This window comes from Cecembia calidifontis (genome assembly GCF_004216715.1).
Lineage (GTDB): Bacteria > Bacteroidota > Bacteroidia > Cytophagales > Cyclobacteriaceae > Cecembia_A > Cecembia_A calidifontis.
Window position 1 is genome coordinate 570,139 of sequence record NZ_SGXG01000001.1, and the last position, 22,194, is coordinate 592,332.

Below are 22,194 nucleotides of genomic sequence, written 5' to 3' on the forward strand. Positions count from 1 at the left end.
AAGACTGTTTAGAGTCTTGCCTCTTGTTTCTTGTTTCTTAAATCTTGCTTCTCGTCTCTCGCTTCTAATTCGTGCCGCAATTTAAAGCATTCTTCCCTATTCACGCAAATAAATTTCAAGGCATTTGTGCATTTCGATAATAAAGCGCTATCTTTGCAGTCCAAAAATTACGATGGACGGGATCCATCAATTCACTAAATATCAAAATTATATGGCAGTAAAAATCAGATTAGCGCGTAGAGGCAGAAAGAAAATGGCCATCTATGACGTAGTAGTCGCTGATGCTAGAGCTCCACGTGATGGACGCTTTATCGAGAAGTTGGGTACATACAACCCAAACACTGACCCAGCATCTATCAACATCAACAATGAGCGTGCTCTCAAATGGTTGTTGAACGGTGCACAGCCAACTGATACAGTTAAGGCGATGCTTTCTTACAGGGGTGTATTATTGAAAAAACACCTTCAGATCGGTGTGTTGAAAGGTGCTATCACCCAAGAGCAGGCTGATGAGAAATTTGAAGCTTGGAAAGCTTCCAAAGAAGCGGCCATCGGAGGCAAAGTGGACAGATTGGCCAAAGCTAAAGAAGAAGCCCGTAAGAAGGCTTTGGAAGCTGAAGCAGCTAAAAACCAAGCCCGTCTGGATGCTATCAAAGCAAAAGAAGAAGAAGCTAAAGCTGCCGCTGCTGCAGAGGCTGCTGAAGCTAGCACCGAGGGCGAAACCCCTGCAGCTTCCGCTGAAGGAGAAGAAACCCAAGCTTAATATTCCCCCATCCCATGAACAAAGACAATTGTTTTCAATTGGGCTATATAGCCAAAGTTCATGGACTTCACGGTGAAGTGGGTGTAGTACTGGATGTGGATTATCCAGAAGAGTACGAAGACCTAAAGAGTGTTTTCCTTGAGCAAAAATCCAGATTGGTCCCTTACTTCTTGGAGCACTTTGTCGTCTCCCATAGCAATAAAGTGCTGGCAAAGTTTGAGGACTGTGACACAGTAGAAGATGCTGAAAAATTGGTCGGTTCGGCCATGTATCTTCCGCTCAGCCAACTGGCAAAGCTCAATGAAGACCAATACTATTACCATGAATTGATCGGTTTCGAGGTTTTGGACGAAAAACTCGGAAAGATCGGGGAAGTCAAAGTCATTTATGACTTAGAAACCCAGGATTTATTGGGCGTTGACCATCAGGGAAAGGAAGTTCTGATACCCATTCAGGACCAAATCCTCCTCAAAGTCGACAAGGCAGCTAAAAAAGTTTACTGCCGATTGCCCGATGGATTGCTTGACATATACTTGGAAGACTGATGCGCATAGATATCATCACGGTAGTACCAGGATTATTGGAAGGACCTTTTTCACATTCTATTCTGAAAAGAGCAGAAGACAAAGGCTTGGCTATGGTCAGGGTACACAACTTAAGGGATTATGCCAGCGGCAAACAAAAGCAGGTCGATGATTATGCATTTGGAGGCGGCGCCGGTATGGTCATGATGATAGAACCCATAGCTAAATGCCTTGAAGCATTGAAAAGCGAAAGGGATTATGATGAAGTCATTTACATGACACCCGATGGAGAGACCTTTAACCAGAAAATGGCCAATGAACTCTCCCTGAAAGGTAACCTCATCATTCTGTGCGGACATTATAAAGGTGTGGATGAAAGAGTCCGTGAAAAATTCATTACCCGGGAAATAAGTATCGGAGACTTTGTGTTGTCCGGTGGGGAACTGGCAGCAGCCGTAGTGGCAGATGCCGTGATCCGTTTGATCCCAGGGGTGTTGAACGATGAAACCTCCGCCTTGACAGACTCCTTCCAGGACGGACTATTGGCACCTCCGGTCTATACCAGACCGGCAGACTATAAAGGAATGAAAGTTCCTGAAGTGCTTTTATCCGGTCATCAGGCAAAAATTGAAGCCTGGAGATTTGACGCATCGGTTCGCCGTACCAAGGAAAGAAGACCCGACTTATTGGAAGGGAAAGATTTCTAAGGCGATAATAAGAAAGCTAACATTCAATAGAGTCTAACAAAAACTGCGTCGAGGCGCGGTTGCTACAAGCAAATAAAAGATAAAGCTATGAGCGAACTACTTAAATTTGTAGAAGCGGAATACAACGAGGTGAGAGCCAAATTCCCTTCTTTCAAAGCTGGAGATACCATCAACGTTCACGTAAGAATCGTAGAAGGTAACAAAGAGCGTATCCAGCAATTCCAAGGAACTGTAATCCAAAGAAAAAACCCTAATACCAACGGTGAAACCTTCACAGTAAGAAAGGTATCCAATGGTGTGGGTGTGGAAAGAATTTTCCCAATCCTTTCTCCTGCGATCGAAAAAATCGAACTGTTGAGAGAAGGTAAAGTAAGAAGAGCAAGATTGTTCTACTTGAGAGGCCGTCAAGGTAAGTCTGCCAGAATCAAGGAAAGAATCAGACACAGCAAATAAGATCAAAAGCATCTTATGCAAAAAGGGAATCCAAATGGGTTCCCTTTTTTGGTTTTGGTTCAATTGGAAAAGAACTTAATATTTCAAAACCCACAATTTAACCCTTCCGGCATCCGAAATCTCCCTTTTTACTTTTACATTTTGCCTAGGCTCTTTTCCAAACCTTAAATTGAAGTAACTTAACTACCTTACTTTTCTATTATCTTAGAATCAAGGTTAAAATTTATTATCTTTGCAGCCTGATTTTCAGAAACCAAGCAACCATTTCAAAGCTAAAATGGTTGGATTACAGAAGAAAAAACCAACATGAACAAAGAAGTACGTGTACGTTTCGCCCCCTCACCTACCGGGGCACTGCATATCGGAGGGGTAAGAACCGCCCTCTACAATTATCTTTTTGCCAGAAAAACCAAAGGCAAATTTTTACTGAGAATAGAAGATACAGACCAAACCCGCTTTGTGCCGGGGGCGGAGGAATATATCAAAGAATCCTTGGATTGGTTGGGAATAACTCCTGATGAGAGCCCTTGGAATCCGGGTGATTGCGGCCCTTACCGTCAGTCCGAGCGCAAACCGATATACATGCAATATGCAATGGACCTGGTAGAAAAAGGCCATGCCTATTATGCTTTCGATACTGCTGAGGAATTAGAAGCCATGAGAGAAAGGCTCACAGCAGCCAGGGTTGTTTCCCCTCAGTACAATTCCATCACCAGGACCCAAATGAAAAACTCCCTTACCCTGCCTGAGGATGAGGTAAAAGCAAGGCTGGCTTCCGGTGAACCCTATGTAATCCGGATAAAAATCCCTAGAAAGGAAGAAGTGAGGCTGAACGATATGATCCGTGGTTGGGTAATGGTCCATTCCTCCACCCTGGACGATAAAGTACTGATGAAATCTGACGGAATGCCTACTTATCACCTGGCCAATATCGTGGATGACCACCTGATGGGCATCACCCATGTGATCAGAGGAGAAGAATGGCTACCATCGGCTCCTTTGCATGTGCTGCTTTACAGATACCTCGGCTGGGAAGAAACCATGCCACAGTTCGCCCACCTGCCTTTGCTGTTAAAACCAGATGGGAATGGAAAGCTGTCCAAAAGGGATGCCGACAAACACGGATTTCCTGTATTCCCGATGGATTGGACCGATCCAAACACTGGCGAAAAAGCCATGGGATTCAGAGAACAGGGTTACCTGAAAGAAGCGGTGATTAACTTCCTGGCTTTCCTGGGTTGGAATCCGGGAGATCACAGGGAAATGTTTACCTTGGATGAACTGGTGGAAGCTTTCTCTATCGAAAGGATCGGGAAGTCAGGTACTAAATTTGACATCAATAAAGCCAAATGGTACAATGAACAGTACCTAAGGGCAAAATCAGATCAGGAATTGGCTGCTTATCTGATTGCTGATCTTGAGAAGGAAGGCATACAGATTGAGGAGGAAAAAGCCGCCAAGATCGCACATATCATGAAAGAAAGGGCTACTTTCCCTGCCGACCTTTGGAAAGAAGGTAAATTCATGTTGATCGCTCCAAAGGAATTCGATGAAAGTGTGGCTTCCAAGAAATGGAATCAGGAAGCGGTGACGGTATTGAATACTTATAAGGAAAAATTGTCAGCATTTTCAGGTGACTTTACCCCTGAAGCTGCCAAAAACATACTAGAAGCGGCTGCTGAAGCAAATGGCATTAAATTGGGTAAGGTGATGCAGGCGGTGCGTTTAGCAGCCACTGGTGTGGGTGCAGGACCGGATCTGATGGCTGTATTCAGTATCATAGGAAAAGATGAACTGATCAACCGGATATCCTACGCACTAGCACAATTACCTGTTCAAGGATAAAATATAAAGTTGAAGGAGATGGCCAAAAAACCTAAAAAAGAAGAAACCCCTAAGGTCCATAAGGACTTGGAAGGATTCAAAATGAATATTGACTCTTTTGGGGAAATCTCCAGTACTTTCCCTATTGATAAAATCAATGAATTCCTCAATAAAAATGTGGATGACAAAAAGCTGAAGGACAGAGAGGATATTGATGATATCAAAGAAGGTAAAAAGAAGAAAAAGTAATTCAAAACCGGTCCACATGGATCGGTTTTTTTTTGCTCTGATAAAAAATTGAAATAAATTCCTGTGAGAATCTTCAAATTCCTTATATTCGACTTAAAAATTAGTAACAACATGAGGAATTTCTTCGTTTTTGGACTTCTATTTTTATTTTGCCTCCCTGCATTTTCCCAAAATGCTTCCATCAAAGGAAAAGTAACTGACAGTAAGACAGGTGAGCCGCTTCCCTTCTGTAATGTTTTCATCAGCAATACTACCATTGCTACCACGACTGACCTGGATGGAAATTATACTTTGGACAATGTCCCAGAGGGAGAATTCGAGCTTGGTTTTTCTTTTATTGGCTACCAGGCTGTTCAAAAACCCGCCAGCATCAGGCCGGGAAGCCAATTGACCTTCAATGTCAGCTTGGTATCGCTGGAACAGGAACTCTCTGATGTAGAAGTCAAAGCCTCAAGGGACAGGGCCTGGGAAAGAGAACTGAGAAGGTTCAAAAATTATTTCCTGGGCAATGATGACATGGCTGCCCAATGCGAAATCCTGAACCCATGGGTCATTGATTTTCCTGCTGACAACAGCAGCAATAATTTCAGGGCAGAAGCCATACAGCCCATTGAAATTGAGAACAGGGCATTAGGCTATAAGTTGACTTTTGACCTCAAGGCCTTCCAGTTCACACCCAGCTATTACATAATTTCTGGCGCTACAAGGTTTACAGACCTGGAAGCACCTGATGACAAAACCAAGTCGGAATGGGAAAGAAAAAGGTTGGACACCTATCTGAAATCGCCAGCGAATATGTTCCGCGCCATGATAGTCAACCAACACAATCAGGAAGGTTTTTACCTATATGGAGACAAAGCAGGAGGATCGGAAAGCAGGAATCTGAGATCCGATATTTTTGCGAATGAACTGGGCAAGTCAATAGTCCCTTATAAACCTGATAACCTGGTACAACCGGGAAGGAGACCGGGAGAATACCGCATTTACCTGAAAGGCAGGATCGAAATCCATTATGAAAAAGGCTACAGTACCGTCAATACTTATAAAGATGCGCCCTACCCCATTTCTTGGGTAGAAGTGAACGGTAATTATGTTACCGTCAATTCAAATGGAATGATCCTGAACCAAAAGGATGTGATTTTTTCGGGAGACATGGACAAAAGAAAAATATCCAGCCTTCTTCCATTGGATTATCAGCCCAATTTAGCTGATAGGGTAAATACCCAAGTGGCCAGGGATGCAAATGGCATGCAGGAAAAGGTCTTTTTGCATACCGACAGGGGATTCTATTATCAAGGTGACCCTGTTCTTTTCAAAGCTTATTTCAACTATGCCAACCCGGAACTGAAAAGGGATTTGAGCAAAATCCTTTATGTAGAGCTTATTTCGGGCGAAAGGGATTTGATTCTACAAAAAAAGTTCAAAATTGAAAATGGGTTGGCTTTTGGGGAGTTTTTTCTTCCGGATACCCTAAGTCAGAAAACTTATTACCTTAGGGCTTATACCAACTGGAACAGAAATTACGGACCGGACACTTATTTTATCCAAGCTTTACCGGTTTTGAGTCCATATGAGCGAATCACGGCTTCGGAGATCAGGCAAGCGAAATCACAGGATATCCAAGTTGGCTTCAGCACCGCGGAAAACAGCTATGGCAAAAGAGAGAAAGTGAAGGTCAACCTGAGCATCAAGGACAAAGAGGGAAGACCGGTAGCCTCCAGTCTTTCGGTGACAGTTAGGGACGGCAAATATGCCCCCGAGCTTGTGGAGCGCCCTTCCCTAGCGGAGATCCTTCAAATCAAAGAAGTGCCTTCCAATATTACCACCGAGAAATTCACCTATGCACTCGAAAAAGAATGGAATGTTTCCGGAAGGTTTCTAAATGAAAAAGGCAGGCCGGCAGCTGCCCCATTCACTGTTTATTTCAACAACTTTGAAGGCATGTTGGACCTTGAGAGCGATAAGGACGGATTATTTACCTTAGAAGCCATGGACTTTTATGGTCCTTTAGAGTTTACTTTCATGGCCCTGGACAAAAAAGGAAAAGCGTTTGGTTCATTTGAGCTGGTTGAAAGGCTCAATCCTCCCTTCTTTGTTCCCGCCTCCATCAAGTTTCCAAAGATCACCAAAGTAAGCGAATCCATTTTTGAAAAAGTATCAGTACAGGATGAAATCATTCCATTAGAACAGGTGACGGTGGAAAGCCAAAAAGAAGAAAGCGGTACCAGGGCGATATATGGCAGGGCGGATTATGTAATCAAAGGGGAAAACCTAAACCGCAATGGCAATATCACAGACCTATTGATGAGCCTTAAATCCCAAGTGCCGGGTATGAATGTCACCACTACCCTGGAAATCAGGATCAGGGGAGGAGCCACTTCATCCAATCTTTCCATGGAGCCCTTGGTGATGATCAACGGGGCAGTGATGCCTTCCGCTCCGGGAGTGAGGGCTGCTGACAATATCGCAACCGTAAATCCAAATGATATTGATAGAATTGAAGTGGTAAGCCGGATGAGTTCCATGATGGGAGATTTAGGAAGAAACGGAATCATTGCGGTTTACCTGAAAAAAGGACTTTCCCAGTCCCCACTTTTAGGAAGCAACACACCGGGATTGAACAATTTGATCATCGATGGCTTTGGATTTCCTCCAAGTTTCATTCCTTTCAATTATGAGCAAGCAGAAGAAATACCGGAGATTGATCAAAGGGTTACCTTATTTTGGGACCCTTATGCAGTAACTGATGATGAAACAGGAACTTTCACCTTTGAATTTTTCACCAATGACAGTCCTGGTGAAAAAATTATTGAAGTGATGGGGTTGAGTATAGATGGCAAACCTATACAAGCCACTTATTCTATCCCCATCCGTCAGTAATTCCCAAAAAGTATCCTTAATTTTGCCCTATGCAAAAAATGGCCATCCGTGTGGTTTTCACCTTATTCTTGGGATTCTTTTGTTTCCTACCGGAATTATTGGCCCAGACAAGCCTTGGTTTCCGGGGAGGTGTGAGTAGTTCCCAAGTAAGCTACCGGTATAGACTCGGCCGCCCTCCTGTGCTTACTTCGGGCATTCAGGGTACTACTTTTGCCTTTGTTTTGGAGCATTTTGGGCAAAAGAATGCAGGACTACAGCTTGAATTCCAAAAAATCACCTTGGGGTATACCCAGACAGATGAAGGAGAAGCCGTCAATCAGAGTGAATGGGACTACCTGAAGATGCCCTTGCTTTCTAATTTTTACTTTGGGAATAAAGGGCGTTTCCACATCAAAATTGGCCCGCATTTTGGCTACCTCTTAGATGCCCGGGATGTAAGAAGGGAGTTTGTAGGCAATGAAACCTCTCTCCCCACTTATGGACAGGCGGGAGATGATCCTAAACGCTTCATGTACGGACTTAATTTAGGTGCAGGATTGTCCAAGTTATTTGGAAAAAGTACGCTGGCAGGAGATGTGCGCTTTGCCTATGAATTTGCCGGGCCTGAATCCCAAGACCGGATATATGATATCAACAGCACCACCTTGGAAATAACCTTGACTTACCTTTTCCAGATCAGAAAAGGAAAATGGCAGAAATAAAGGAACTATTCTCGGCCTTTCGTGGTATAATAGAAAAATCCAATCCCGATCATTATGCTTCAAGCACAAAAGAGACCCGTACATATTTACATGGAAGCCAACCCCAACCCCAACTCCCTGAAGTTTGTGGTCAATTTCATGTTGGCAGATGAAGGCATCAGCTTTGATTATCCAGATCAGGAAAGCACAGAAAACTCCCCTTTGGCTAAAGAGCTTTTCAATTTTGCAGCAGTAGAGCGTGTATTCATTGCTTCCAATTTTGTGACTGTCACCAAAAAAGAAGACATTGAATGGCCTGAAATCCAGGATTTTATCCGGGACCATATCAAAAAATACCTGGAGACAGGAAAAGCAGCAGTCAATGCGGTTTTTGACAAAGACCCTCTTTTTGATGAAAATGATTCTGAAACCGTCAAAAAAATCAAAGGAATATTGGACGAATACATCCGCCCTGCAGTCGAGCAGGATGGTGGCGCGATTGTATTCCATAGTTTCCATGATGGTATCGTAAAAGTTTTGCTTCAAGGCAGCTGTTCAGGTTGCCCTTCCAGCACCATTACCTTGAAAGCCGGTATCCAAAACCTACTCACCAGAATGCTTCCCGAAGTCAAAGAAGTTCAGGCTGAGGGAGTATAGGATTCCGAAAATTTTACGTTTATTTTGGAAAGGGAAAGTGTTATAAAGACACTTTCCTTTTTGTACCAGTTGATCCGGATCAAAGTGCTAAAAGGAAATTGGACATGGAGTATGTTGGGACTGACCAGTATAGTGGTCAGGTACTTTGCTGTTCAACATCCTGAAAAAACCGAGCAACTCTATTCCAGGACCTTTTTCCCTGCCGTAAGGAATTTGATTGACCTGAGCATATCCAAATTACCCTTTGCAACGGTCTATATTTTCGTCTTCACGGTTTTTTTGGTATTGTTTTCCTACTTGTACTTTTTGATTCAAAAAGAAGGCTGGAAACAAAAACTCGGTTTTACGATTCGCTCCTTTTTCAATGGAGCAGGAGCTTTGGTCTTCCTTTTTTTGGTATTGTGGGGATTCAATTACCAAAGGATCCCGATTTTTCAGCAGATAGGTATGAAGCCTGTACCGCTCAATCAGGATCAACTCCAACATGAACTGGAACTGACAAGGAATATCCTGAACCAACTCCGCTACAATATTGAAGAGGACACCATTGCCATAGAGGAAATCATGCCTTATCCAGAACTGGAAAAATTGGTCAGGGCCAATATGCGGGAGCACCTCTATCTCTTGGGGCTGAATTTTACAGGGGAACCAAGAACAAAACAGTTCTTTCCTGCAGGCTTTATGCGCCGCATGGGCATTTTGGGCATTTACTTTCCCTATACAGGGGAAAGTTACATTGACCCTACGCTTCATCCTCTTGAAAAACCTTTCACCATAGCCCATGAAATGGCCCATAGCTATGGGGTAACAGATGAAGGGGAGGCCAATTTCATTGCCTGGGTCATCTGTTCCAATTCTGATGATCCCTTACTGCAGTATTCCGGTCAACTCCGCCTACTACGTTACCAGCTGAATGACCTGTATCGCATGTCAAAAGAGCTCTATGGGGAATTTTTGAAAAGCCTGCCCAAAGGCATCCGTAATGACCTGATCTCCATTCAGCAGGCCAACGAAAGGATCAAGCCCTTCAATCTGGAGATCAGCCGCAAATCCAACGACCTCTTCCTCCGTACACAAGGCGTAAAAGCAGGCATCAACAGCTACCAACAGTTGCCGATGCTGGCCTATGCCTGGAGAAATAGTTTGAATGAGTGATTTTTTTTTAAAAAAATCAATTTAGGAAATTTTTTTAAGCTAAGTGGATTGAATTTTCAAACCTCACCATCAAATTCAAAAGGATTTTTAGGAGATTTTTTCCTCACACCTTTAGTTTTCCATCAAAAATTATTTTATTGAAATCAAAAAAAACTAAACAATGCGCTTTTCTCTTTTATTCCTCTTTTTCTTGTTGTATTCCACTGTTTTTGCTCAAGTCAAATTAGAGTCTGAACAGGACAAAGACGGTAATGTCACCATATACGCCAACAACACGGAAGTGATTCCCTATACCTTGGTGGTGGATTTTACAACGCTCATGAATCTGACTTCTTCCGGAGGAAGAACGGTTTTTGCAGTGGCCAACCCAGGCAGGAGCATAGTCGCCCGATTAAAGAAAACCAATGCCAACCAGGGCAGTTCTTATAACTATTCCACCAAACTCTACAAGGGGAGTTACTTAGACAAAAGCAAAGAGGAACCTGTTTACCTGATCCCCGTGCAGGAAGGACAAAAAGTCCGCATGCAGCCCATGACACATGTTGAAAATATCTATAAGAAGGAATCGGAAAACACAAGCTATGTAGGAACTGCTTTTTATCTGGAAGAGTCCACTACTATTTGTGCGCCAAGAAAAGGTATTGTCAGCGATATGAAAATGGATACCCAACTCAAAGGAGCTGGCCTTTCTTTTGATGCCTCGGACAATTTTATTGAAATCTATCATGAAGACGGCACTTTTACCAAATTGATGGTGCTGGAATCAGGTTCCGAAAAAGTGAAAATTGGCGATGTAGTCTATCCAGGGCAGGCCCTTGCAACCTCTTCCGGTGAAAAATACAATAGCGGCAGACATGTGCGGATGGTCCAGAGCAGGCTGAATAAAGTAGAAAGAGAAATCAAGTTTGAGCAAATTCCGGTTAAACTTTTTGATGGGGAAAAGGAAATATCCAGCAACCAAACGGTCAATGAACTCATCGCTTCCCATCCTGAAAACCTTATAAGCAAAGAAATGAGTAAAAAAGAACTGAAGCGCCTGGAGTCCAAATAATCATTGGAGTCTCCAGGCTCTTGTCATTTCTTTTTTGCCGGGTGGGCCGGGCAGGGTCTCTACTTCCAATCCCAATTCCTTAAGGTTTCTCTTCAGTTGACCTTGTGCACAATAGGTCACAAAAACTGCCCCAGGATTCATCGTCTCCACCACCTTGGACAGCATTTCTTTGGTCCATAACTCCGGCTGTTTACTGGGGGCAAAAGCATCAAAAAAAACAACATCGGCATGGTACAATACCGCCTCTTCCAAAGTGGTCTTATCCTTTTTCATGTTGAAATATTCGGATACAATGCCCCCCTCATTCCAGGGGGCTTCGTGTAACATCTGAAAATAGGGAGCATAATGATAGATGGAAGTATCCACTTCCGTGTAATTCAATTTGGAATAAACTTCATTTTCCAAAGGAAAAGGCTCAATGCTATGGTAAAGGACGGGGACTTTGTACTGTTCGGCCCATACAAGACTCAGCCAGGCATTCAGTCCTGTACCAAAACCTACCTCAAAAATCCTGATGGGATACCTGTCTGGGTTGCGTACATACCAGGCTTCCAGTCCATACAGCATAAAAACATGCACAGACTCCCTATATGCCCCATGAAAAGAATGATAGGTCTCATTAAGTTCAGGGACAAATAAGGAATGGGAACCATCCTCGGTTGTGATGATTTTTACCTCTCTTGCCATCTTACTTTTTGTAAATCAATGCAACACAATAGGCGGAAACACCTTCTTCCCTTCCCACAAAACCCAGTTTCTCGGTAGTGGTGGCCTTAATGGAAATGGCACCTTCCTCTACTCCCATTACTTCAGATAAACAAGCCTTCATAGCAGGAATATGGGGATTGACTTTGGGAAGCTGCAAACATACCGTAGAGTCAATATTGCCCACTTCATAACCGGCTTCCCGGATCAAGACCATTACCTCACGCAACAGAATTTTGCTGTCAATACCTTTGTATTTGGGATCCTTATCTGAAAAGTGATAACCTATATCCCGCATGTTGGCAGCACCCAAGAGAGCATCACAGATTACATGGATCAATACATCCGCATCGGAATGGCCTAAGGCCCCTTTTTCATGTTCCAACTTGATACCTCCCAACCAAAAATCCAGCCCTTCGTGCAACTGATGCACATCATAGCCAAAACCAATTCTGAAATTATTCATAGCTCTTCGATAATGTTCTACACGGTTTGAAAATAGAGTCAAGACACAAGATGTATGACATAGGACTTAATTTCTCCATATCCCATAAATATCCCAATATCTATTACAAACCTATTTCAACTTTCTTCAAAATTATTTCACAACAGCCTTATAGTAAACGGTTGAAGCATTCTCCTCTTTGAGTATTGATTTTCCCCAATCCAAAATACTTTGGGCGGGGATCTGGGTCTTTTTCTCGTATTCTGTTTGGTAAAGCTCCGGGCTTCCTAAATGAGCATAATAGGCCAAACTCATGGCCCTGTTGAGCAACTGAACAGACTCGTAGGTCTTCATGGCCTCAGCTTGATTTTTCACCTTCGTGAGGGTATCCTCTGGAATCGCAGATTCCAAAAATTCCTGCACTACCTGGTCCAAAGCTTTCTCTGCCAGTTCAGCCGTTTGTCCCTTCTCCATCTTTCCTGAAAACACCATGAGACCGGGGTCAACCGTCCCAAAAATATAAGCACTGACAGAGGCAAATATGTGCCCGTTTTTTACCAACTTCTGTTCCAGGGTGGAAGAGCGGCCAAAGCCTAAAATATCCGTGATCAGATCAGCCTGTAAATATCCTTCCTGTAATTTTCCAGGCATGTGATAGACTTTATACAGGGCATCCGTAGGCACCTCAGCATTGACCACTAAAGTCTTTTTGCTTGTCTGGGGCAGCTCCACAGGAATGGACCTTTTGGGAATTTTACCAGTCGGAATATCCCCAAACCATTTGTCTGCCAAAAACTTGACCTGATCCAGTGTTACGTCACCTGCCACTACCAGGATGGCATTATCGGGTCGATAGTGGGTATAGTAAAACTCTTCTACATCCTCCTTGGTGTAATTGACAATATCCTCAATATCCTTTCCGATTGTAGGCCACTGGTATGGGTGCGTATCAAAAGCCAGTTTTCGGATATGATGGAAAACATCACCATAGGGCTGATTCAGGTAGCGCTGTTTGAATTCTTCTATGACCACCTTCCTTTGCGTTTCGATGGTCTTTTCGCTCAAATTCAGCTGCAGCATCCTGTCCGATTCCAGCCAAAATGCGGTCTCTATATTGACCGCAGGAAGGGTGATGTAGTAATTGGTAATGTCTGTATTGGTAAAGGCATTGCAGGAACCTCCTACCCTTTCCAAAGCGGTATCAAAAACAGGGACGTTCTTTGAACTTCCGAACATAAGGTGTTCAAAGTAATGCGCCAGTCCTGTTTTTCCCGGAATTTCATTCCTGGAACCCACTTTATACAGGATATTGAGTACAGCCATCTTGGTACTGTGGTCTTCATGAACCAAAACTTCGAGGCCATTTTCCAATACAAACCGTTGATAATTGATCATAATATGCCTTAGAGAAATGAAATAAGCTTAAGCTTCTATGCTTTCACCTTTATAGCCCGCATTTTCCAATGCTTTTTGTACAGCTTCTGCTTCAATTTCTCCTTCTACTGTCAAAATCCTGTCAGGATGGCTCAGGTCCACCATCCATGCGTTTTGGGCTACTTTATCCATTTCCGGTGTGATTGCAGCTACGCAGGCTCCACACTTGACATTGGTTTTAAGTTGTATCTTCTTCATATTGATTCAAATAAATAATTTGGAAAATTTTCAAGCCAAACAATACAGGCTGAATATTAAAACTCCCAAACAGGCCTTTTGATTCCTTTGACGAGCCTGCAATTTACCTAACTCGATGAATATGTCCTGTGTTTATCCAAAATAAAAGCAAAAAGCGGCACTTAGACCGCTTTTTATTTTAAAGACCAAATTCTTTCTTGATGGTATCTACGTAATCCAGTTTTTCCCAGGTAAAGAGCTCTACATCAAAACTCAACACTTTGTTATCAGGGGTCTTGAAAGTTTTAGTAACAACCTCATTTTTTCTTCCCATGTGCCCATAGGCCGCAGTTTCCTCATAAATGGGGTTTCTCAACTTTAGCCTTTGCTCAATGGCATAAGGCCTCATATCAAAAATCTCTTCAACCTTTTTGGCAATTTGCCCATCGGTCATATTCACTTTGGCAGTTCCATAGGTATTGACATATATACCCATTGGCTTGGCCACTCCGATGGCATAGGACACCTGCACCAACATTTCATCGGCTACGCCTGCTGCCACCATGTTTTTAGCAATATGGCGTGTGGCATAAGCTGCTGAACGGTCGACTTTGGAAGGATCTTTTCCGGAAAAAGCCCCACCTCCATGGGCACCTTTCCCACCATAAGTATCAACAATGATTTTCCTTCCTGTAAGACCGGTATCTCCATGAGGACCTCCGATGACAAATTTCCCGGTTGGGTTGATATGGTAAGTGATTTTATCTGTAAACAAGGCCTGATTTTCTGGTTTCAGTTGGGCTTTTACCCTAGGGATCAGGATATTGATCATGTCCTCTTTGATCTTCGCCAACATGGTAGGCTCATCGGCAAATTCATCGTGCTGGGTAGAAATCACTATAGTATCAATCCTTTGGGGAATATTATCATCAGAGTACTCAATAGTCACTTGAGCCTTGGAATCCGGTCTCAGATAGGTAATCTCTTTATTTTCCCGCCTCAATGCTGCCAATTCTTTTAGGATCAAATGGGAAAGGTCCAATGCCAAAGGCATAAAATTATCTGTCTCCTTGGTGGCATATCCGAACATCATTCCTTGGTCTCCTGCACCTTGTTCTTCCGGATTGCCTTTATCCACGCCTTGGTTGATATCAGGTGACTGCTCATGAATGGCGGACAACACCCCACAGGAGTTACCGTCAAACATATATTCTCCTTTGGTATATCCAATACGGTTGATTACCTGACGGGCAATCTGCTGCACATCCAGATAAGTCTCTGATTTTACCTCTCCGGCCAGGATAACCTGTCCGGTCGTGACCAAGGTTTCACAAGCTACTTTGGAGTTAGGGTCAAAAGCCAAAAAATGATCAATCAGTGCATCCGAAATCTGATCCGCAATTTTATCTGGATGTCCTTCAGAGACTGATTCTGAAGTAAATAAATAAGGCATATAATAACAGGTTTAGCTCTTTTTCAAACGGTGCGTAAAAATAAGGTTTACAGGGGAAATAAAAAACCAAATCTTGACAGGAGAGGAAATAGTCTAATTGACAGAAATTCAATCTTTCAAATTCTAAATCTTCGATTCCCACATTTATTCTTTAACTTTGTCTCGAAATGACCAAGCCCAGCTCCTCCATGAATGAACGGTATATGCAAAGGGGTGTTTCCGCCTCCAAAGAAGATGTACACCAAGCCATTTCCAAATTGGACAAAGGCCTTTTTCCCAAAGCTTTCTGCAAAATTGTAGAAGACACATTGGGAAATGATCCTGAGTACTGCAATATCATGCATGCGGATGGTGCTGGAACCAAGTCTTCCTTGGCTTACATGTACTGGAAGGAAACCGGTGATCTGAGTGTTTGGAAAGGAATTGCTCAGGATGCAATTATTATGAATATTGATGACCTGCTTTGCGTAGGTGCGATCAACAACATCCTTGTTTCCTCTACCATCGGACGGAATAAGAACCTAGTCCCCGGTGAAGTGATTTCAGCCATCATCAATGGCACAGAGGAAGTCCTTCAAATGCTCAGAGACCATGGGGTCCACGTGGTCTTAACAGGAGGTGAAACCGCAGACGTTGGGGATTTAGTAAGAACAGTCATTGTAGATTCGACAGTAACTTGCAGAATGAAAAGGGACGAGGTGATTTCAAATGATCAAATCCGTCCAGGAGATGTGATCGTTGGACTGGCCTCTTATGGCCAGGCCACCTATGAGGATTATTACAATGGGGGTATGGGCTCCAATGGCCTGACCTCAGCCCGACATGATGTTTTCAATAAAATCCTTCAAACCAAATATCCTGAAAGTTATGATCCGGCTGTTCCCCATGAACTGGTGTACACCGGCAAATATAATTTGACTGACCCGGCTCCAGGACTCCCTGTGGATATGGGCAAACTTGTACTTTCTCCTACCAGGACCTATGCTCCTGTGATGGTAGATGTGCTGAAATACCTGAGACCTCAGATTCATGGAATCGTGCATTGCAGTGGTGGGGCACAGACTAAAGTATTGCATTTTGTGGACAATGTCCATGTGATCAAGGACAATTTATTTGATACGCCTCCATTGTTCAGAATTATTCAGGAGGAAAGCGGCACAGATTGGAAAGAAATGTATAAAGTTTTCAATATGGGCCATCGCATGGAAATCTACCTGGAAGAAAGGTATGCCGAAGAGGTGATCGACATTGCCGAAACCCTGGGGGTAGAAGCCAAAATCATTGGAAGAGTAGTCCCATTTGAAGGTAAGAAAGTAACTGTACAAGGAGAACACGGAACTTTCGAATATTAAAACATAGTATTCGAAAAACGCCCTATTTATCATAAACATGTACTTGAATGTGAAAGCAGTTTACCAAGACTTATGAAGTGATTTTTTGGTGATTATTCCTTATCTTTTCAAGACTTGCCACTAGATACCCAGATAACCATGTCCAAATCTACACTTCAGCGTATATTTAGAACACTGGCTTGGACTATGGGCATACTGTTTTTCATCCTCATGGTATTTTTTACAAAAGTTGACAGAAGGCCTTACCAACAAATGGACTATTACCATGCTACTATGTCCCATTTAGATACCATTAATTGGAAGCAAGGACGAGGCAACAACTGGAAGGCAGGCTGGGCAAAAGTTAACATTACCCCAGACAGCCCGGTCAACCTGGCAGGATACAGTCCAAGAGGAAAATATGAGTTTGTTCAGGACAGCAGTTTCCTTAGGACCATTATCCTCAACAGTGGGGACATTCATGTGGCTTTTGTAAATTTTGAATTGATGATTGTCCATCCCTATCTGGAAAAAAGAATCCGGGAAAAAATTAGGGAAGCAGGATTGAAAATTGACCTGCTTTATTTTACTACTACCCACACCCATAGTGGAATGGGAGGCTACATGCCAGGCCTAGTCGGAAAATTTGCCTTCGGGGGCTACAATGAAGAATTGGTATCATTTCTTGAAGAAAAATCACTTGAAGCCTTAAAAATTGCACATTCCAAACTAGATGCTTCAATTATTGTTTTCCAGAAATCATTGACAAAAGACTTGGTAGCCAACCGCTTAAAAGAAACTGACCCCGTAGATCCTTTCATAAGGCAACTCACTTTTATCAATTCCAAAGGCCAAAAGGCGACTTTATTGAGTTATTCAGCCCATTCTACCATTTTGAACAAAAAGTTTATGGGTTTGTCCGGTGATTATCCCCATTACCTGAGCCAAAAATTGGAGGAAGATTACGATTTGGCCATGTTTGCAGCGGGAACAGTGGGAAGCCATAAACCGGTAGTAAATGGCAAGCAAATAGAGGATGTCATTCAGTATAGCGAACAGGTTTTTGAATCGATTAACAAGAATCTTTTAGACTCAGATACTTTGGATCAGGGTCCTATTTCGTTCGCAACATTACCCTTACAATTGAGGAAAGCACATTACCGCACTGGCAAAAATATCAGGATAAGGCCTTGGGTATTTAAGCTACTGGTAGGAGATAGCAATGCCCATTTTGATATGGTTCTTTTAGGGAAAACACTTTTGGTAAGTTCTAGTGGTGAGATTTCCGGAGTTTTTATGGAAAAGTGGGAAAATTATGCACGCGAAAATGGACTGAATCTAATTGTAAGTTGCTTCAATGGAGGATATATAGGCTATATTACTCCTGATAAATATTATGATGAAAAGTTATATGAAACCATGGAAATGAACTGGTATGGACCCTATAATGGTGCTTATTTTGATGAGATCATGATGAAAATAATCGAGAAAGCCGCTACATTATTTTAACAAAAGCAGCTAAGAAAAAAATCAATTTTTCAGAGTACCAACAAAACCAGAGGCAACAAAAAAGAGGCCTCCAATCTTTCCCTTATATTTTGACCATTTTCCCGATTAAACTCAAATACATGGAAAAGCACCAATAGCAGCAAAACGCTGACATGGATTCTGTAATAAGAGGGAACTAAAATAAAGACCCCAACAAGATAAATAATGGCCCCCATTGAAAGTAAAAGGATAAATCTTCTCAAGACAATTTTGCTCATCAGTAGCAAAGCCGAACCTAACTTATCTTGCGCATCACTTTTTTCATCAATATAAGATAGCATAAAAAGATTGATCCCCGCCAGCAGGATATAAGCTATCAGAATTAAAAAGAATTCAACAGGCACCTCATTGGGAAAAACCGAGAAGAATGGGGCCAGAGAAATCCCTATCGCATAAAAAACAGCAGTTGATATTTCTTTTAACCAAGCCAATTTCTTTTCAAAAAACTGAAGAAATCCCATCCAAAGTACCATTCCCCCAGCAAAGATTACTCCGGGGAAAAAGATAAAATGAAGACTTTCAAAACAAATCATCAATCCAAATCCGGAAAGAACAACTATTGCAAGTATAATACACAGCGAAACAAAATGCTTCTGGTGAAATCTGTGCCTATCAGAACTTGCCAAATGAACAATCCTCTTTGCATCAATCAGATGATCCAAAGTATAAATTCCCCATACCGCCATTCCCAGCACCACATAAAGGACAAAAGGTAAGGAGACATCCAGCAAATCAGCAAAAAAAAGCATCCCTGCCATGGCCCCGAAAACCACATCCAGAGAGAGCAAATTAAGAACCCGCCAAATTGATGTCAGAAAATTCATGGAACGATATTAGCAAATTTTATTAATTCCATCATGGGACAAAACAGCATGTTATTTTTTAACTTTAGAAAGGATAAACCAGTAACCTATGAAAAACACTTTATTTTCAATCGTACTGTTTTTAGGACTCATATTCAATACCCTCGGACAAAACATTATCAAAGTTGCCTGTGTCGGTAACAGCATTACCCAAGGACCGGGAAGAGAACATCCTGACAGTTATCCTTTACAATTACAGGCTTTACTTGGAGAGAATTACCAAGTTAAAAACTTCGGGGTAAGCGGAAGAACATTACTCAAAAAGGGGGACTTCCCATATTGGAATGAACCCCAATTTCAAGAAGTGAAGGATTTTCAACCTGATATCCTGGTTATTAAACTGGGCACCAATGATTCCAAACCCCAAAATTGGGTATATAAAGCAGATTTCAAAAAAGATTATTTAGAGCTCATTGCAAGTATAAAAGCGCATATGCCATCAAGTGGCAAGGTATATATCTGCATACCTGTCCCAGTAACCAAGGACAATTTTGGGATAAGAGAAAGTATTATGGTCAATGAAGTCCAACCTTTTCTCCTTGAAATCGCCAAAGAATCAGGTGCATCAATCATAGATCTTTATACCCCATTGAAAGATAGGGCTGACCTACTTCCTGATGGGGTCCATCCTAATAAAGAGGGACTCGGAATTATGGCAAGAGAAGTTGCAAAGGCAATCCAATAAAAAAACCGCCTCTTGGGCGGTTTTTTCGGGTTGTATTGTTAGTATTTTCTTATTTCCCTTCAAGGGCATTTGCACCAGCAACGATTTCAAGAATTTCGTTGGTAATGGCTGCCTGACGGGTTCTGTTATACATCAACTTCAATTCTTTAAGCAACTCATTGGCATTTTCAGTAGCCTTATCCATGGAAGTCATCCGGGCTCCGTGTTCAGAAGCATTGCTTTCAAGAACAGCCTTATAGAACTGTGTTTTGAGGGCACTGGGCACTAAATCTTCGATAATGTATTCTTTGGAAGGCTCAAGGATATAATCCAAGTTGTTGAAGTTATCCTTTTCATTGCTTTCAGGGGCTCCCATTGGAAGGAATTGTTCAACAGTAATTTCCTGCGTTGCCACATTCCTGAAGTGGTTATAGATCAAGACTACTTTATCAAACCTTTCAGAGGTAAAGCCATTCATGGCAAAAAGTGCAATTTCTCTCACACTTTCGAAATTAACATCATTGAATACAGAATAGTAATCACTGATGACATTGAATCCTCTTTTGGAGTAAAATTCAAAAGACTTTTTACCTAAAGGAAGAATGGTAACATTTTTACCTTTGAATTCATTTTCCAACAGATTATTGGTGGCCTTCATGGTATTGGAATTGAAAGCACCGCAAAGCCCCTTATCAGAAGTCATTGGGATCAAGAGCACATTTTCAACTGCTCTTTGCTCAGCATAAGCAATATGAAGTTCTCCTCCCATGGCTGCTACGACATCATTCAATATCGCTGTGAGTTTTTGAGAATATGGACGCATTCTTAGGATTTTGTCCTGCGCTTTTCTCAACTTGGCCGCAGCCACCATTTTCATGGCCTTGGTAATTTGTTGAGTGGATGTTACAGAAGTGATCCTTTGTTTTACTTCCTTAAGGTTTGCCATAATATTCTTTGAAGAAAAGCAATATAGTCAATGCCAGCAGGAAGAAAGGAAATCTACCTGCTGGGCTGTTTAATTATTGTTTAGCGTATTTGGTAGCCAAATCTTTCGCTGCCTGCTCAAGGATTTTACCCGCATCATCAATTTTATTTTTCAAAATCAACTCCAATGCTTCAGGGTACTGGCTCTTCAACAAGTTGTAGTATTCCGCTTCAAACTGCCTGGCTTTTTCCACAGGTACTTTATCCATATATCCTTTGGTGGAAGCATAGATAATGGCAACCTGAAGTTCAACAGGAACAGGTGAATACTGAGCTTGCTTAAGGATTTCCTGGTTTCTTCTACCTCTTTCGATTGTTCTTTTGGTGGAAGCATCCAAGTCAGAACCGAATTTAGCAAAGGCTTCCAATTCGCGGAACTGTGCCTGATCCAATTTTAGGGTACCTGCTACCTTTTTCATGGATTTGATTTGGGCGTTACCACCTACCCTGGATACAGAAATACCTACGTTGATGGCAGGACGGATACCGGAGTTGAAGAGGTTAGTTTCCAAGAATATCTGACCATCTGTAATAGAAATCACGTTGGTTGGGATATAAGCGGAAACGTCACCCGCCTGAGTTTCGATAATTGGAAGTGCTGTCAAAGATCCTCCACCTTTCACCATTGGTCGGATTGATTCAGGAAGATCGTTCATTTGTCTGGCAATTTCATCAGATGCGTTGATTTTAGCCGCTCTTTCCAACAATCTGGAGTGCAGGTAGAAAACGTCACCAGGATAAGCCTCACGTCCAGGAGGTCTTCTCAATAGTAGGGATACTTCCCTGTAAGCCACAGCCTGCTTGGAAAGATCATCATAAATTACCAAAGCAGGACGTCCTGTATCACGGAAAAACTCACCGATACAAGCACCTGTAAACGGTGCAAAGAACTGCATTGGAGCAGGATCAGAGGCAGCAGCAGAAACCACCACGGAATAAGGAAGCGCTCCACCTTTTTCCAATGCAGCGACTATACCAGCTACGGTAGAAGCTTTCTGACCAACTGCAACATAGATACAGAAAACAGGCTCACCTTTTTCGTAGAATTCTTTTTGGTTAAGGATGGTATCGATAGCCACAGCAGTTTTCCCTGTCTGACGGTCACCGATGATCAATTCCCTCTGACCCCTACCGATAGGAATCATAGAGTCGATCGCTTTGATACCAGTCTGAAGGGGTTCAGTTACCGGTTGACGGTAAATTACCCCGGGAGCCTTACGCTCCAATGGCATTTCGTAAAGATCTCCTTGAATTGGACCTTTTCCGTCGATTGGATTACCAAGAGTATCCACTACCCTGCCAAGCATTCCTTCGCCTACCTTAATGGAAGCGATTTTCTTGGTTCTTTTTACATTGTCACCTTCCTTAACCAATTTGGAGTCACCGAACAACACGGCACCTACATTGTCCTCTTCAAGGTTAAGTACCATTGCTCTTAGCCCATTGTCAAATTCCAACAACTCACCGGCCTGTGCTTTGGAAAGTCCATATATACGGGCAACACCGTCACCTACCTGGAGTACGGTACCCACTTCTTCAAGTTCAGCCTCAGTTTTAACATTGGAGAGCTGCTCTCTCAATATTGCTGAAACTTCATCAGGTCTAACTTGTGCCATTATATTTTTTATTAAATGTTATGCGATAAAT

At 42.5% G+C, this 22,194-nt stretch carries 22 protein-coding genes; 14 read left to right on the forward strand and 8 right to left on the reverse strand.

Annotation, left to right across the window (positions count from 1 at the left end):
• Positions 1-211: 211 nt before the first annotated feature.
• From BC751_RS02470 to BC751_RS02520, 11 genes are all read left to right on the forward strand, one after another.
• Positions 212-763 carry a 30S ribosomal protein S16 gene (locus tag BC751_RS02470; protein WP_130274168.1) on the forward strand — a complete coding sequence of 184 codons (552 nt, stop codon included), beginning with the start codon at positions 212-214 and terminating at the stop codon, positions 761-763.
• 14 nt (positions 764-777) lie between these two features.
• Positions 778-1,308 carry a ribosome maturation factor RimM gene (rimM, locus tag BC751_RS02475; RefSeq protein WP_130274169.1) on the forward strand — a complete coding sequence of 177 codons (531 nt, stop codon included), beginning with the start codon at positions 778-780 and terminating at the stop codon, positions 1,306-1,308.
• On the forward strand, positions 1,308-1,994 hold the full coding sequence (gene trmD / locus BC751_RS02480) for a tRNA (guanosine(37)-N1)-methyltransferase TrmD (RefSeq protein ID WP_130274170.1): 687 nt from the start codon (positions 1,308-1,310) through the stop codon (positions 1,992-1,994). The genes rimM and trmD overlap by 1 nt, the downstream gene beginning before the upstream one ends.
• A gap of 87 nt (positions 1,995-2,081) precedes the next feature.
• Positions 2,082-2,447: a 50S ribosomal protein L19 gene (gene rplS, locus BC751_RS02485; protein ID WP_130274171.1), complete on the forward strand. Its 366-nt coding sequence runs from the start codon at positions 2,082-2,084 to the stop codon at positions 2,445-2,447.
• Between the two features lie 306 nt (positions 2,448-2,753).
• Complete coding sequence (gene gltX / locus BC751_RS02490; protein ID WP_130274172.1) at positions 2,754-4,292, forward strand: glutamate--tRNA ligase; 1,539 nt, start codon at positions 2,754-2,756, stop codon at positions 4,290-4,292.
• An 18-nt stretch (positions 4,293-4,310) separates the two neighbouring features.
• Positions 4,311-4,520 (forward strand): hypothetical protein, encoded by a 210-nt coding sequence (locus BC751_RS02495; protein WP_130274173.1) that lies wholly within the window; start codon positions 4,311-4,313, stop codon positions 4,518-4,520.
• Between the two features lie 111 nt (positions 4,521-4,631).
• Positions 4,632-7,400, forward strand: a complete 2,769-nt coding sequence (locus BC751_RS02500) for a TonB-dependent receptor (RefSeq protein ID WP_130274174.1) — start codon at positions 4,632-4,634, stop codon at positions 7,398-7,400.
• 38 nt (positions 7,401-7,438) lie between these two features.
• On the forward strand, positions 7,439-8,101 hold the full coding sequence (locus BC751_RS02505; RefSeq protein ID WP_130277472.1) for an outer membrane beta-barrel protein: 663 nt from the start codon (positions 7,439-7,441) through the stop codon (positions 8,099-8,101).
• Positions 8,102-8,155: 54 nt separating this feature from the next.
• Positions 8,156-8,737 (forward strand): NifU family protein, encoded by a 582-nt coding sequence (locus BC751_RS02510; protein ID WP_130274175.1) that lies wholly within the window; start codon positions 8,156-8,158, stop codon positions 8,735-8,737.
• 84 nt (positions 8,738-8,821) lie between these two features.
• Positions 8,822-9,892 (forward strand): DUF3810 domain-containing protein, encoded by a 1,071-nt coding sequence (locus BC751_RS02515; protein ID WP_130277473.1) that lies wholly within the window; start codon positions 8,822-8,824, stop codon positions 9,890-9,892.
• A 160-nt stretch (positions 9,893-10,052) separates the two neighbouring features.
• Positions 10,053-10,943, forward strand: a complete 891-nt coding sequence (locus tag BC751_RS02520; protein WP_130274176.1) for a M23 family metallopeptidase — start codon at positions 10,053-10,055, stop codon at positions 10,941-10,943.
• On the opposite strand, the gene mnmC2 is transcribed toward BC751_RS02520, so the two are convergent.
• From mnmC2 to metK, 5 genes are all read right to left on the reverse strand, one after another.
• Positions 10,944-11,630, reverse strand: coding sequence for a tRNA (5-methylaminomethyl-2-thiouridine)(34)-methyltransferase MnmC2 (gene mnmC2, locus BC751_RS02525; RefSeq protein WP_130274177.1), 687 nt, complete (start codon positions 11,628-11,630; stop codon positions 10,944-10,946).
• A 1-nt stretch (position 11,631) separates the two neighbouring features.
• Positions 11,632-12,114: a 2-C-methyl-D-erythritol 2,4-cyclodiphosphate synthase gene (gene ispF / locus BC751_RS02530; RefSeq protein WP_130274178.1), complete on the reverse strand. Its 483-nt coding sequence runs from the start codon at positions 12,112-12,114 to the stop codon at positions 11,632-11,634.
• Positions 12,115-12,246: 132 nt separating this feature from the next.
• Entirely contained in the window at positions 12,247-13,488 is a 1,242-nt protein-coding gene (locus BC751_RS02535; RefSeq protein ID WP_130274179.1) for a M16 family metallopeptidase, read from the reverse strand.
• A 27-nt stretch (positions 13,489-13,515) separates the two neighbouring features.
• Complete coding sequence (locus BC751_RS02540) at positions 13,516-13,725, reverse strand: heavy-metal-associated domain-containing protein (protein ID WP_130274180.1); 210 nt, start codon at positions 13,723-13,725, stop codon at positions 13,516-13,518.
• A gap of 178 nt (positions 13,726-13,903) precedes the next feature.
• Positions 13,904-15,157, reverse strand: coding sequence for a methionine adenosyltransferase (gene metK, locus BC751_RS02545; protein WP_130274181.1), 1,254 nt, complete (start codon positions 15,155-15,157; stop codon positions 13,904-13,906).
• Positions 15,158-15,345: 188 nt separating this feature from the next.
• Here metK and BC751_RS02550 point away from each other — a divergent pair, with 188 nt between their 5' ends.
• Together BC751_RS02550 and BC751_RS02555 are read left to right on the forward strand one after the other, a co-directional pair.
• The gene (locus tag BC751_RS02550) at positions 15,346-16,509 is read left to right on the forward strand and encodes an AIR synthase related protein (protein WP_130277474.1); all 1,164 of its coding nucleotides are present in this window, start codon (positions 15,346-15,348) and stop codon (positions 16,507-16,509) included.
• 138 nt (positions 16,510-16,647) lie between these two features.
• Positions 16,648-17,997: a neutral/alkaline non-lysosomal ceramidase N-terminal domain-containing protein gene (locus tag BC751_RS02555; RefSeq protein ID WP_207226829.1), complete on the forward strand. Its 1,350-nt coding sequence runs from the start codon at positions 16,648-16,650 to the stop codon at positions 17,995-17,997.
• A 29-nt stretch (positions 17,998-18,026) separates the two neighbouring features.
• On the opposite strand, the gene BC751_RS02560 is transcribed toward BC751_RS02555, so the two are convergent.
• Positions 18,027-18,860, reverse strand: a complete 834-nt coding sequence (locus BC751_RS02560) for a hypothetical protein (RefSeq protein ID WP_130274182.1) — start codon at positions 18,858-18,860, stop codon at positions 18,027-18,029.
• 88 nt (positions 18,861-18,948) lie between these two features.
• Between BC751_RS02560 and BC751_RS02565 the strand changes: the two genes are divergently transcribed.
• On the forward strand, positions 18,949-19,584 hold the full coding sequence (locus BC751_RS02565) for a GDSL-type esterase/lipase family protein (protein WP_130274183.1): 636 nt from the start codon (positions 18,949-18,951) through the stop codon (positions 19,582-19,584).
• Positions 19,585-19,633: 49 nt separating this feature from the next.
• Here BC751_RS02565 and atpG read toward each other — a convergent pair whose 3' ends face one another.
• Complete coding sequence (gene atpG, locus BC751_RS02570; protein WP_130274184.1) at positions 19,634-20,509, reverse strand: ATP synthase F1 subunit gamma; 876 nt, start codon at positions 20,507-20,509, stop codon at positions 19,634-19,636.
• Positions 20,510-20,582: 73 nt separating this feature from the next.
• The gene (gene atpA / locus BC751_RS02575; protein ID WP_130274185.1) at positions 20,583-22,163 is read right to left on the reverse strand and encodes a F0F1 ATP synthase subunit alpha; all 1,581 of its coding nucleotides are present in this window, start codon (positions 22,161-22,163) and stop codon (positions 20,583-20,585) included.
• Positions 22,164-22,194 lie beyond the last annotated feature (31 nt).